This window comes from Lactiplantibacillus argentoratensis (assembly GCF_037290055.1).
Lineage (GTDB): Bacteria > Bacillota > Bacilli > Lactobacillales > Lactobacillaceae > Lactiplantibacillus > Lactiplantibacillus plantarum.
In genome coordinates, this window is the sequence record NZ_CP147647.1 from 2,786,148 (window position 1) to 2,800,129 (window position 13,982).

10 protein-coding genes and 1 pseudogene are annotated in these 13,982 nt (G+C 46.4%); 6 read left to right on the top strand and 5 right to left on the bottom strand.

Annotated elements, in window-relative coordinates; all coding sequences use genetic code 11:
* The first annotated feature begins 913 nt into the window (after positions 1-913).
* A complete protein-coding gene (locus V7R88_RS13340) occupies positions 914-1,834 on the top strand; it encodes an aldo/keto reductase (protein ID WP_054395940.1) in 921 nt (306 codons plus the stop codon).
* A 167-nt stretch (positions 1,835-2,001) separates the two neighbouring features.
* Positions 2,002-2,349: pseudogene (locus V7R88_RS13345) on the top strand (HIT family protein); the annotation flags it as partial.
* Positions 2,350-2,622: 273 nt separating this feature from the next.
* On the opposite strand, the gene V7R88_RS13350 reads toward V7R88_RS13345, so the two are convergent.
* A complete protein-coding gene (locus tag V7R88_RS13350; protein WP_054395943.1) occupies positions 2,623-2,868 on the bottom strand; it encodes a YdeI/OmpD-associated family protein in 246 nt (81 codons plus the stop codon).
* A gap of 172 nt (positions 2,869-3,040) precedes the next feature.
* Between V7R88_RS13350 and V7R88_RS13355 the strand changes: the two genes are divergently transcribed.
* The gene (locus tag V7R88_RS13355; protein WP_003642842.1) at positions 3,041-3,469 is read left to right on the top strand and encodes a hypothetical protein; all 429 of its coding nucleotides are present in this window, start codon (positions 3,041-3,043) and stop codon (positions 3,467-3,469) included.
* 95 nt (positions 3,470-3,564) lie between these two features.
* Here V7R88_RS13355 and V7R88_RS13360 read toward each other — a convergent pair whose 3' ends face one another.
* Together V7R88_RS13360 and V7R88_RS13365 are read right to left on the bottom strand one after the other, a co-directional pair.
* Positions 3,565-4,206: an SGNH/GDSL hydrolase family protein gene (locus V7R88_RS13360; RefSeq protein ID WP_054395945.1), complete on the bottom strand. Its 642-nt coding sequence runs from the start codon at positions 4,204-4,206 to the stop codon at positions 3,565-3,567.
* A 910-nt stretch (positions 4,207-5,116) separates the two neighbouring features.
* The gene (locus V7R88_RS13365) at positions 5,117-6,784 is read right to left on the bottom strand and encodes a BCCT family transporter (RefSeq protein WP_054396324.1); all 1,668 of its coding nucleotides are present in this window, start codon (positions 6,782-6,784) and stop codon (positions 5,117-5,119) included.
* 769 nt (positions 6,785-7,553) lie between these two features.
* Here V7R88_RS13365 and V7R88_RS13370 point away from each other — a divergent pair.
* Both V7R88_RS13370 and V7R88_RS13375 read left to right on the top strand, forming a co-directional pair.
* Positions 7,554-9,398 carry a heavy metal translocating P-type ATPase gene (locus V7R88_RS13370; protein ID WP_054396326.1) on the top strand — a complete coding sequence of 615 codons (1,845 nt, stop codon included), beginning with the start codon at positions 7,554-7,556 and terminating at the stop codon, positions 9,396-9,398.
* 2 nt (positions 9,399-9,400) lie between these two features.
* Positions 9,401-9,580 carry a hypothetical protein gene (locus tag V7R88_RS13375; RefSeq protein ID WP_003642849.1) on the top strand — a complete coding sequence of 60 codons (180 nt, stop codon included), beginning with the start codon at positions 9,401-9,403 and terminating at the stop codon, positions 9,578-9,580.
* 142 nt (positions 9,581-9,722) lie between these two features.
* Here V7R88_RS13375 and V7R88_RS13380 read toward each other — a convergent pair whose 3' ends face one another.
* A complete protein-coding gene (locus V7R88_RS13380; protein ID WP_015826060.1) occupies positions 9,723-10,391 on the bottom strand; it encodes an MmcQ/YjbR family DNA-binding protein in 669 nt (222 codons plus the stop codon).
* A 486-nt stretch (positions 10,392-10,877) separates the two neighbouring features.
* On the opposite strand from V7R88_RS13380, the gene V7R88_RS13385 reads away from it, so the two are divergent.
* Positions 10,878-12,056, top strand: coding sequence for a DUF2325 domain-containing protein (locus V7R88_RS13385; RefSeq protein ID WP_054396327.1), 1,179 nt, complete (start codon positions 10,878-10,880; stop codon positions 12,054-12,056).
* A gap of 148 nt (positions 12,057-12,204) precedes the next feature.
* Here V7R88_RS13385 and ade read toward each other — a convergent pair whose 3' ends face one another.
* Positions 12,205-13,923, bottom strand: a complete 1,719-nt coding sequence (ade, locus tag V7R88_RS13390) for an adenine deaminase (protein WP_054396329.1) — start codon at positions 13,921-13,923, stop codon at positions 12,205-12,207.
* Between the last annotated feature and the right edge of the window lie 59 nt (positions 13,924-13,982).

The following is a 13,982-nucleotide window of genomic DNA, read 5'->3' on the forward strand; positions in this document are numbered from 1 at the left end:
CCGCCCATATTCAATCAATTATTAGTCCTAATTAGTCGACTTTTCAAACAGTCGGAGAATCCACAAATCATACGACTATCCTTAAAAAAACATCGGTAAGAATCCCCGGTATATCAACGTTTAAGGCTGATGTTAATTTTCATTGCAAATTTGCGGTTGTTTTTGTTGTAAGCGCTTACCGTTTATGCTATTATACTAAGTGAGGAAAGGAATTAATCCTCGATTAGCAAAGCTTCTCAAAAGAGTTTGGCTGTCGCTGTAATGTTAGGCAGCTTGTATCACAGTTTGGGTCGTTATCGAAACCGTTTTAAGCGCCGTGAAGCGTTATCGGTCTAGCGAGTGTCGTGAGATTACGTTGGATGACTGAACGTTGACCCTTAGATAAACGATAACCGCAAAGAATTAATTGGCATTAGAATGACGAACAGGTTTTAACTAAGTTTTAGTTGGAAACAGGTGTCTCCGATGACCAGTTGTTAGTTCCACATTACCAGTTCCATTTGTAGACTCAGGTATTACAAAGTTTAAACGGAGGTGCATGTCTGTTACGAAGACATTCCCAAGTTTTAAACGCGAGTTTGACTTTCGTTAAAACCCGTCTAACGAGTCGCAATCAAGTAACAAACTTACTTTAGATCGACTATAGCAGATAGTTACAATAAATACGGGTTAGTCCGTTAGAAGTTGGACACGCGTAAAATTGAATAGCATGAAGGTGTATCATATTAACACTGAACAATTTTTCATCGCTAATCAGGATTATTCCTCATAAGTAGAACTCAAGTAGAGAAGCCTTGGGTTCTATTTTTTTGCCTTAAAATCGAACTAGTCCGTTCTCGTAACCGTTTACATATTCTTGCGAAAACCGTATACTGAATTTAATTCAAGTTGCACATTGAGGAGGACTTTAGTTTTGAAAACGATTAATTTAGGTCACAGTAATATTCAAGCTTCCAGCGTGGCGCTCGGCATCATGCGCATGGATGCCCTGAATGTCGCCCAAGCCACCAAGGTTATCGATACTGCTGCTGATTTAGGCATCAATTACGTTGATTCAGCTGATATCTACGGTGGTGGCCAATCATCGACCATCTTCGGTCAGGCGCTCAAACAGGCTCACGTGACGCGTGATCAGCTCTATATCCAGTCGAAGGGCGGCATCGTTCCTGGCAAGCGTTATGACTTCTCCAAACAACACATCCTGGCAGCCGTTGACGGCGAACTTCAACGCTTAGGGGTTGATTATCTCGACACCTTCCTCCTCCACCGACCGGACGCTTTGATGGAACCAGAAGAAGTTGCCGCCGCGTTTGACGAGTTACAGGCTAGTGGCAAAGTGCGCCACTTTGGCGTCTCTAACTTCAATCCCATGCAAGTTGACATGCTCCAAGCGGCACTAAACCAACGGCTCATCATCAACCAACTCCAATTTGGTATCATGCATACCGGTGCGATCGACTTTGGCTTACACACGAACATGCAGGACGAACGTAGTCTTAACCACGACGGCGAGATAATCGAATACTCACGGCTCCATAAGATGACGATTCAAGCCTGGTCACCTTATCAATACGGCAACTTCGCGGGGATCTTCTTAGATAATCCGAAGTTTCCAGAACTTAATAATGCCATGCAAGCACTCGCTGATGAGAAAAAGGTCACGAAATCAGCCATTGCGACCGCATGGATCCTTCGACACCCGGCTCACTTCCAAGTCATCCTTGGTACGATGAATCCGGAACATCTCGCTCAAAACGCTGCCGGGGCGGACGTTACACTTAGCCGACAGGAATGGTACGATATCTACTTTGCAGCCGGTAACGATTTACCTTAATCACGATTGACCTAACAGAATTGACAATTAGTTTGACTACCCAAACGACGACCCTAACCAGTATCGGTTCTCAGGTCGTCGTTTTTTTAGGCGCAGCTTTAACATTTTAGACGTGCTCGCCACATTTACGCGTATACTAATCCTATCAAGACTCAGGAGGTGAGCAAATGACAGCTCCTTGCACAATCTGTGAACGAATCAAGTTGATCCAAGCGCACCAGAACCCCTATTTCGTTTGCGAACTCACAACTGGTTACGTGGTCCTTGCAGACAGCCAGTATTTTGAAGGCTACACGCTCTTTTTAGCCAAACATCACGTCACCGAATTACATCATTTGCCGGCACACGAGCGGTTACGATTCCTTGAAGAGATGAGCATCGTCCAGGAAGCTTGCGCACAGGCCTTTCACGCGGACAAAATGAACATTGAATTACTTGGCAATGGTGATGCTCACGTTCATTGGCACCTGTTTCCTCGTCATAACGGGGATACGACCAACCCCGGCCCCGTCTGGTAGACACCACTAGAAACGATTTATGGTGATGACGTCAGCCAGGACACCCCCCCGTTTGGAGCGCCTAAAACGCGCGCTCAGCATCGCAATTAAAGCCACGCTCAACACTCGGAAACCAAAATTGGAAGCGTTACAGGCACTCACAAGGCCCGCTACTCGCGAAACTGACGGTAATTAGAGCAAATCAGGACGCAACCCGCCTAGTTTCTCGTGGTCGCACCCTGATTATTAATCGTAGTCAGTCTGAACTCGCAGTATACGCCGGAAAACTGCCTATTTATCCGGCCGACTATCATAAGCCCGCTTGGACTTGTAGCCAGCCTGAAAGACCGTCTTCATGACCTCAACGTGCCGCTCCTTAGTCGCTTGAGCCTTGGCCCCGAAAATAAATCGAGCCCATTCACGCTGATAACCGGGTGTCAAGGCCACAAAAAACGCCTGCAACTCAGCATCAGCCGCTAATAATTCGGTTACTGCTGGGATATCTTTTTCAAATGAACTGAGGGGTGCTGTACTCATAATCAAGCCTCCGATTTATTTTACTTAAATTTACTGTAAGAAAGGGAAAATCCCTAATTTTCAGGCTTTTATATTTCGAATTTTCACGAAATTGCGCTATCATTATAGTATAAGTTTTATTATTTGACTAATATAATCAACCATACTGCAATTCACCAAGGGGAGCCCTGCTATGCCAAAATTTGATATCACTCTTATCAGTCCTGAGCGCGCTAAAGCGATGTTGACTGAGTACAAAGAACAACGAAAGAATTCCGTCCCGCACCTGGCCCATCCCGGCCGCTACATCTTACCGGATTACAAACTAACCCGGCGCCGGGCCGCATTCAAAATTGTTAAACATACCTTTTTAACGCCCCACTACAAGTCCTACGTTGCCATGGACTCTGACAATGGCCACACACTCTGGTTTCACAATTTCGGTTCCTTAACCGAAGCGTTATTTTGGTTAGAAACCGGCCTTAAAATCAGTGATACCGACTCCCATTCTAACTACAAAGAATGGATGGCTAAGCACACTACTGAAATCGAGACTTTCAAAGACTTGCTTCGTGAACAAAAGCATAAACAGGGGCCCAAGACTAAGAAAAAAGCCAAGTAGCCGTTTTGACATTTAGAAAAGCAGCAGTCCGCGCTAGTCAGAGCGGACTGCTGCTTTTAGTTATGATCAACTATACTATTACTAACTAGGCCAGCCTAAAAGTGGCTATCCAAAAACACCTGCACCTTGCGCGCAATCACGCGATGACCAGCATCATTCGGATGCAAAGTATCCACCGAATAAATGGCTGCCTGAGCAGGAACGGCAAACGTCATCCCCGCATCATGATACAAGCTCAAATGCGGAACACCATAATCCGCAGTCACCTGGGCAATCGCTGCCTCATAATCTGCCTGCCGATATCCGAGACCATTCGTCACCGCACTAAAGCTACCCCCAAAATCCGAACCAATATGAATCGCCGAAATAAACAACTTCGGCACGGTCGGCCAATTCGTCTGCAGTCCCGTCAATAACACCGCCAACGCCCCATAAAATGTCGTTATATCGCAATCACCGTATTGCCCTAACGGCTGATCCCGACCATAGTCATTAACGCCCCCAAACACAGCAATAAAATCAGCATCCTCCGGAATATCCTGATAGCGTGCCGCCATCGCATCATAACGACTCCCAATCGTCGAACCGGATATCCCCAAATTATCGCTCCGCTCAACATCCCAATCAGCCGCCAAAATATCATGATAATGCACCGTCGCCAACTCATTATCTGCCGTAATCGAATCTCCCAACCACGCCGGCCGCTTAAAACTAACATGCCTATTGCTAATCGCCATAGCCAATCCTCCCCTTACTATCTCATCGCTATCATTCTAATCCATCCCACCTGAATTATGGTAGAAAGATGCCTTTATTTAAAGTCAACAGCCACCAGCTTAGGACCGCTGGAAACAGTTCGGGTTAGCGTAAACTTTTTTGGTTGGTTCGTCCTACACCGACCTCCAGGCATTTCTGCCAATTGCCGGAACGTGGTGGGCACAGATTTGAGCCGAAAAGCACGTCTCAAATACTGGCCTTTCACTAACCAAGCAAAGGACGCTTGCTAAGTGAAATTTCACCACTGGGCATTGTCAGAAACGCCTTCCAGTCGGGATGGTATTCGAATGGCGGACGAAGATGTACCCAATTTTTGATGAATTTGTCATTGTTTTTCATAAACAGTAATTTTGTCAGTCAACTGTCAGGATGAAAATGATATTGGGATGTCTCACTATTCCTCAATCAACATCGTAATAATTGACCATCTCGACAAAGTGGTTAATACAACTCTAACGTTTCGTTTAAAGTTCCCGTATCAAAATAGCGAACGACCAATTATACCCAGGTTAAGTGGCCGTTCATTAGCCATTCGAGCGGGTTCCCGACTGTAGGGGCTGGGTGACAATGCTCAGTAGCCAAATTATTCTTAGTCGGAAGTGATTTTCTTCCGGCTTAGAATAAGACTCGTATTTGAGATGACGCGGGTTATGCGTTAGCTCAAATCGACGTCGGCTGCGTTCCAGCAATTGGCACCCAGCCCCGGAGGTCGGAATAGGACGCGCACCGGCTGACGAACAGAAAACCAACCTTAAAAAGGCATCTTTCTACCATTATTTCAAACAGGTGGGCCAATCTTAAAAGGCTCGCATTATGGAAATTCATAATACGAGCCTAGTTTATTGATATATTTAGTTCGACTGAGTAGCGCTAATCGGCTTCTGTTTCACGTTTCCGTGCGGTGCGCCGTTCGCGTGCGTAGTCAGTTTTAGTCGTGATTTCAACGTCACGTGCTAACCGTTTCCGGCGTGCTAATTCAGCTGCTTTGGCATTGGCTTTCGCGGCTTCCTTGACTGGATCAGTCGTTAAGTCGTGATGGATCGAGTACAGTAAGACGAGCGCGACAATCGTTAATGGGAAGCCAGACATCGCACAGATGGACTGAATCGATTCAAAGCCACCAACCGTGACGAGCCCCAATGAGAAGACTAGGAAGATAACGACCCAGCTCATCCGATTGAAGCGACTTGGTTGTTCCCCTGCGGCCAGCTTTTTGCTGGTAAATGACGAGGTGATAAAGGCGAATGAAGAAACCGTCGTTGCCAAGAAGATAAAGCAAGAGAGGCAGTACAAAGCCAACATAATCATCTTCAGTGGTAACGTCGATAATACGGCAGCAATCACAGCGGCTTGCCCTTGCGTGTTCAAGATGTGAACTAAGTTAACGATGCCCATCCGTTGCAAGTATAAGGCATAACCACCCAAGATGGCGTAGAAACTGACACAACCTAATGAGCCCCATAGCAACATACCACCGAGCACCTGACGAATCGTCCGGCCCCGGGAAATCCGGGCAATGAATAAGCCCATGACTGGCATAAAGGATAACCACCAGCCCCAGTAGAAGATCGTCTGCCGTTGCATGGCCGTTGCGTGACCATTTGGTGCGGTATTCGTACTCAAAGTAATGAATTTATTGATAAACAACCCAATACTATTCGTTTCTGAGTTTAAGATATACAACGTTGGGCCAACAATTAAGACAACAATCAAGAAGCCAATCGCTAACCAAACGTGGGCGGCACTTAAGCGGCCAATCCCCTTCTTCAAGCCATTGAAAACGGCCATGGCGAAGATTACGAATAATAGGGCGAACAACCCTAACTTTAAGGTCATTGTATCGGCGATACCAGTGACGGTACTCAAAACTTTTGAAATAACGGGGATTTCCATCCCGACCGAGGTCCCAACACCACCCATAATCCCGATAATAACGAGAAAATCAATCGTGTTGCGGGCAATCTGCTTACCCTTACCAGGACCTTGGAGTACTGAAATTGCGGCACTGAGCCGCTGAACCTTGACGTGTTTAACATACATTGCATAGGCAATTGCAATCGTGGCTGGCGCAAACATCATCCACGCCATTGGTCCCCAATTAAATTGTCCCAGCATGTGCGCATAATTATATGCAGAAGTTGAAAACGGCTTGACGCCGAATGAAGGGCTTTGGAGGTACCGTAACGGGTCAACCATGCTCAACATTAAGATGCTGGCATCGATCCCGGTCGCGTAAACCATACTGCCCCAGTGATACGTTGAAAATTCTGGTTTGTCATCGGGATCACCAAGTTTGGTTTTCCCTAACTTACTAAACCCTAAGTAAATGAAAAAGATAAAAGTGATCACATATACCGACATATAAAGCCAGCTCATGTTATTTGTGAGCCAGTTCAAGATGCCACTTAAACTCGTCTCCAGCGAATGGCCCCCCATTAATAAAACAACGGAAGCCGCCGCAAAGAGCCCAATTGTTGGTAAATAGACCCACCAATCAATATTCTTACTTTTTAAAATAATAAACCTGCTACTGAGCATATACTCTCTATATTTAGATCAAATTCGTGGTTCTTCCTACCAGCAACGGTAGTCCCCACGCGTAAATTTCCGACTAGCAATCGGTACACCCCTCCGAGTTAATCCTCGGAGCACTCAGCACCCTGACTGAATCAGGTTTGACCGGCATTGTCATCCGCATTCTGTTTGTGCTAACTCAAAATCAGTAGCAGAATTTCCTTCTTTCCGTTGGTTGAATCCGGACAACGCCATACTGACAAATGATTTTTAATTGCTTAATCGACGTTGGTGTTCATCTTGTTTAGCTAGTGTTTCTATTACCATCGTGCCTTTAGCACACGACCGTCGTCACACCACGTAACGATTAATGGTTACACTGCTCTTGCTAATAGATAACCCCCTTGAATCACCAGATAAGCTCACCGCACAACTGTTAGATTAATTGCTTGGTGCACCAAAAAAGCGCTTAGTACCGGGTAACGAGTTACCACCTGCACAGCGCACGTTGGCTTATACAAATGCTGATTTCAGTATTTTCTGATATCTGATGTTCGTTTATAAGTATACTAGTATTAAATCAGAAGTAAAATCAACCATTTTGAGCCGTCGAGGCCTAACCCATCAAGGATTAGACGAGTTTTACACCCATATTTTTTCTGAAACTTTTTAAAAGTTTTCGTAATAATTAGTTTTCAGTTTAGAATCATTCTTATTTGTTTCAATTAAACCGATTTCATGTTATTCTTGTAACAAGTAAAAAAACGTTATCATCTAAAAGGAGGGGAACTGCATGCGGCACTACTATAAATTAATTTTAACGGTCAGCGTCGGTATCATTGCGGTTATTTTACAGTTTGGTTTGCACTACCAATTGGCAACACAAATCATCATTACATTAATGGGGTCACTTATGGCCTTATCAATGTTAGTTGAGATGATCAAAACCTTACGTTCAGGTAAGTACGGGGTTGATTTATTAGCAATTACGGCGATTGTGGCAACACTAGCTGTCGGCGAATATTGGGCTAGCCTTGTCGTTCTAATTATGCTCACTGGGGGTGACTCGTTAGAAGATTATGCGGCCAAACGAGCGAATACCGAATTGAAAGCCTTGCTCGATAATTCACCACGTATTGCCCACCGCTCAGTCGCCGGCCAATTAACAGATATTGCCGTTGAAGATGTCCAAATTGGTGATCAGCTAGTTGTCAAACCTGGTGAGCTAGTTCCAGTAGACGGTCACCTTATTCAAGGAACGGCACTCTTTGATGAATCTTCATTGACGGGTGAATCTAAACCAGTCGACAAGCACGTTGGCGATGACATTATGTCTGGTGCGGTCAACGGCGATAGTGCCGTTACAATGGTTGTTGATAAATTAGCCATTGATAGTCAATACCAACAGTTAGTCAAATTGGTTAAAGAATCCGAATCACGACCAGCCAAATTCGTACGGCTGGCCGATCGCTATGCAGTCCCATTCACCTTGGTAGCATACGTCATTGCCGGAGTAGCTTGGGCATTCAGCGGTGATCCCCACCGATTTGCAGAAGTCCTCGTAGTGGCTTCACCTTGCCCGCTGATTCTCGCCGCACCCGTTGCACTCGTCTCAGGGATGAGCCGAACTAGTCGGAACGGAATCGTGGTCAAAACTGGGGACATGTTGGAGAAGTTATCTACGGCTAAGTCCGCCGCGTTTGATAAGACGGGGACCATTACCAGTGGTCAATTAACAGTCAACCAAATTGTTCCTCAGCCTGGTTTTACTGCCGAACAAATCTTGCACCTCGCAGCGAGCGCTGAACAAAACTCAAGTCATATCCTGGCCCGCTCACTCGTCAAGTATGCGAGTGCCACTAGCCTCAGCCCGGCAACACAATTAGCAGAAGTAACGGGTAATGGGGTCACGGCAATGATTGAGCAGCAACAGGTCAAAGTGGGCAAACTTAAATTCGTCGCACCGACTACAACCGCCAAGCCACTTGCTACCACTGCTATCTACGTCGGCATTGATGACCAGTACGCAGGTTACATCACGTTTATCGACAATGTCCGCCCCGAAGCAGCCGCCACGCTTCAAGCACTCCACGCTGAGGGCGTTCAAAACGTCATGATGCTTACTGGTGACCAACAGGCAATTGCTGATCATATTGCCGCCGATGTCGGTATCGATACCGTTGCTGCCGACCTCCTACCCGCAGATAAGATTGCCCACTTAAAGGCTGTACCAGCGGCCGAACGCCCCGTTATCATGGTTGGTGATGGTGTTAATGACGCGCCTTCCTTGGCTGTTGCTGACGTCGGCATTGCCATGGGCGCCCATGGCTCAACTGCCGCTAGTGAATCGGCCGACGTCGTCATCTTAAAAGACGATCTCAGTCGCGTGGTCACGGCGGTGCGCATTGCTAAAGATACCATGCAAGTGGCTAAACAAGCCGTTTGGATTGGGATTGCTATCTGTACGATCTTGATGTTGATTGCCAGCACTGGTATCATTCCGGCACTCTTTGGCGCTATGCTTCAAGAAGTTGTTGATACGGTCTCAATTCTTTGGGCGCTACGTGCATTACGGGATCGGCCACAATCATCAGTCTCATCAACAACCACAACTCCCATAACAAAGGATGTGAGCTAACCATGCCAGAATGGCTCTTACGATGGGCACAATCGGCACTGACTTTTGTCGTTGTTTTAACGTTCGTTTCAGTCGTTTTACTCAACGTACCACTAAAAGAAGCAATTCTCGTTGATTTTGCTTACATGCTATTAACGCTCGCCTTCGATTGGTACCGCAGTCGGCACCATGCCTCGCGCTAATTATTCAATCTAATAGTCACTAACGATGGTTTTACCAATCATTAATCAAAAAAATCGTTCCCAGATGTCTTCTTGGGAACGATTTTTTAGTTAATGCTCAATGCTTCGGTTTAGGGTGAGACCGACCACTCGCATTCAAAGCCTACTTGGCCAACATATAACTAACTTTTACGTCGTCCATAATCGTGGCAAGTGGTACCACATCATCAAGCAAAATTGAATACCAATGTTTCTTATTCATGTGATAGCCCGGTAAATAATGTTGTCCATCAATCAGCATAGATAAGTCTTCTGGGCGCGCTCGCAAATCTAATACCGTCACAACATGTGTTGCGCCCGGCAACGCCAGTTTATCGGAAGTTACCGTCAATAATGCGCCATACCATTTGTGCGTGTCTGAGCGTCGCCAAACCGCGTTTTGTGGAAATTTAGGCCACAAGAACTCAAGATCGTCACCATAAACAGCTTTGACTTGCGCAATCAGCTTACGCTCCGGGGTCGATTGGAAGACGTCATTATCGTAACAATGCTGTTCGATGTTGTATAAAACATCTTGATAAGCCTGCGCTACTTGACCTACAAACTGACCATGGGCTTGGGATGTCAGGTGTAAAACATATACTTCACTAGTCGTCGTATCCGTTAATGTCGTGTTCAGACTGCCATCAGTGTTCAACTCGATTATCATTTCAAATTGGCCTTGCATAATTAAAGTTCGGAACTGATACTGACCATTCTGATTGGGTTCAAATCCAAACTGACTGAGTTTGCTCATATTGACCCGTTTATTCTCAAATCTAACTCTTGCCATCTGCTGCGCCTCCAACTTCATTCCCACTTATCCTGAATGTGATGCTCGACTATTGCAATCCACAAACAAGTCAACGCACTCGTTGTCGTCTGATAGCCGCTATATCATTTTATAAGTAATCACCCGTAAGGCCAATTCAATTGACCATTGCTGTGTTAGTAAGCCGACCTTTCACAACAATTGCCATTGTTCCAATCAGCCAATACTTGCGCTAAAGCTCAGCTAATCTTGAAAAGACTTCACTAACTCGTTTTTATTGTTTTTTTATACCCGTCCAGCCACAATCTATGGCACAATAGTTGATAAGTACTGGCAATTGATGACCTACTTGGTTCTTTAAACCAGCATAACACAATCATTTTGGCTCGTGGTATTAACACATACATATCGTTGGTTATGACCTGACCCTGTACCAAATATCTTTTTAGCCAGCACAGAACCATGTCTGCGCTGACCAATTTACTAAATAATAACGGAGGTCCTAATTTGAAAAAATATCGCGATTATCGTACCGCCATTGCCCGAACATTGACCATGATTCGACCTACCGATGAAGGCCTCGCCAAGGGTGCCAAAGCGATTCAGGAAATCTTAAACCTGGCGCTTGATCCTGATACCATCGTAGATTCGGATAATGCACGCATAGCTAGACTAGCCACTAGTAACTCACACAATGAGACCAGCGGCCACGCTACGCAAGCAAACGCGGAAGATTCATCATCATCCGTCAAAACAACTTCTGCACAATCCAATGGGCAAACAATCATGCAAGTAAAGCGCGATTTAAAGGGGTTTGATTTAGTCGACCCCAATGATCCGACCGGCACACCACGCTACCACTACGATGAAATTTTGGCCCGACAACTGGTGATTCACCACGATGATCAGGTCCTGTTAGAACAAAATTTACGGCAACATCGACAACCTTATATTGATAAAATCGTTAGTCACGCTACTACAGCGGATCCGATTACTGTCGCAGCATTTTTCGTTGTTCATTATCAAGACACCGATGATACTTATCACATCGAACAAGATTATAACGGCACAACCTTATCGTCGCTCAATCCGGCAATGAACGATGTTACGTTCACTAGTCAAGAAGCGCAGTATCAGCGCATCAGTAATGGTCAATTAGTCGACCTGGCTTGGTATAAGGAGCGGCCTGAGAAGGTGGTTATTCGTTACGTTCATCATAGCTCGAGTCAACCGACCTCGAATAAAGCATCCAAACCAGCTAAAAAGGCCACTGTCCACACAACTACCGTACCAGTGACGCTACGCACCTTAGACTTTGATCTGCACGAAAAAACAGTTGCCATCGTCATGGGCGACGTTGGTACGCGCCGACCACAGATTACGCAACTCATTGACGAGCACAACGGGCATACGTTATTGATTGACGCTTTTAAGCACAGTAATAGCACCAACTTCTATTACCGGCAGATTGGCCAGGCCGATCTCGTCGTCATGATTCAAAATCAGAACAAGCACGCCACTTCCAAAACGCTGAATAAAGCCGTCAAACATTACGGGATTAAAATGACGATTGCGGATGGCGGCGGCCTGCAACAGATTGAACGAGCCGTTTACCGCGGAATCGCTGATCTTCCCGCTTATGAGAGCGGCAATCCCATCAGCTACCCCCGCGTTAACAATGCTTAGTCACAGTGACCATTTTACCCACTAAAATCACAGCAAGCCCCGCAACAGCTAACCATTTTAGTTAGCTGTTGCGGGGCTTTTCTGATTTAAGCCTATTTTGACGTGCGTTTTAAACTGCATCGTTGGTCAGTTAAAAATCCGTCATCGCTTAATCTAAGCCGCCAAACGATTGTACCTCAACTGTTTGGCGTTGGTTATCCTGAATCGCAACTGGAATAAAGTCAAAGGTCGCGTAATCAAATAAGCCTCGTGCCGTTAACTTCAACGTTGGAATCACAGGTAATGTCAGAAATGATAACGTAATGAACGGATCAAAGCTCAGCGGTTGCTCGCTAATGACCGCATACGCCCGTTTAAGGTCAGCCAGCTGTTTCGCCGCCGTCGTATAGGTCGCCGCCGATAATAAGCCACCAATGGCCAGGGGCATAGTCGCTAGCACTTGTTCATCGTCAACGACCGCAATCCCCCCGTTATCCTTGGTAATCTGGTTAACCGCCCGTAAAATAGCGGCATCTGACGTCCCGACCGCCACGATATTATGAGCGTCGTGAGCCACTGTGCCGGCAATGGCGCCGTGCTTCAGTGCAAATCCATGAACTAAACCGACGCCCACTTTCCCCGTGTTATGGTGACGTTCAATAACGACCATTTTGAGCACGTCACGTTGACAATCCGCTTCAAAATTCTGCGTTGCAGCAATCGGTTGTGTTAAGTGATCCGTCTCAATATGATTCGGTTGCACCCCAATCACATTCGCCAATCCGGTCGCAACTGGCAACTGAAGGTCACTCAGTTGCGTATGGTGCTGGACACGTGTGGCAGTAAACGGCAACGGCTTCGTCGCACTTGGTAATACCCACTGCCCTCGTTTCATCGTTCGTGCAACGCTAACTTGTTCGAGATTGTCTAAGACCACCAGATCAGCCAACTGACCCGCTGATAAACTCCCGCGATCACTTAACCGATGGGCAGTCGCCCCATTGAAGCTAGCCAATGTGTAGGCCAACTCTGGGAGCATCCCACTCTGAATCGCCAAACGCACGTTATAGTCAATCGACCCTTCCGTAATCAGGTCACTAATCGTCTTGTCATCCGTACAAAAGGCAAACCGGCCCGCATTAGCTTCGGTCACCGCCCCAATCGTTGGTAAGATGTCCCGTTCAACCGTACCTTCACGTAAGAAAACGTACATGCCAGCTTTAATTCGATCCAGCGCTTCCGTCACTGTCATACATTCATGGTCAGTATCTAGTCCCGCATCACGCATCACATTGAGTTGGTGTGCATTCAAACCAGCGGCGTGACCATCCGCATGATAGCCATGCGCATAGGCATCACTAATCTTAGCCAGGATATCAGCGTCACCACGCGCCACGGCCCCGTAATCCATTACTTCCGCTAACCCCCGCACTTCTGGTTGTTGGTAAAGTGGCCGTAAATCAGCAGCGTGTAAAGTCGCGCCGTTATCATCAAAAGGCACGCAGGGAACCGATGACGGTAGCATGAAACAGACATCTAGTGGGGTTTGGCGCGCATCATCAATTAGGTACTGAATGCCAGCAATACCCGCAACATTGGCAAGTTCATGTGGATCAGTCGCAATTGTCGTGACGCCGTGCTGTAGTAAGACTTTTCCCAACTCGCTAGGTGCCACCATCGAACTCTCCATATGCACATGTGCATCGATCATGCCGGGAACGATCCACTGACCGGTCGCATCGACATGCTGGGCCGCTATGTACGGCTCGTCACGCAAGTTACTAATAATCCGGCCGTGATCGATCCACAAACTGGTGGCTTCAAATTCACGGGTATAAACGTTTAACACTTGTGCACCAGTAATCACCATTTCAACTGTCTTCGTCATCGTTATTTTCTCCTCACTAGTCAGTCTGCCTACGGAGAAAGCAAACGGGTCCACACGGC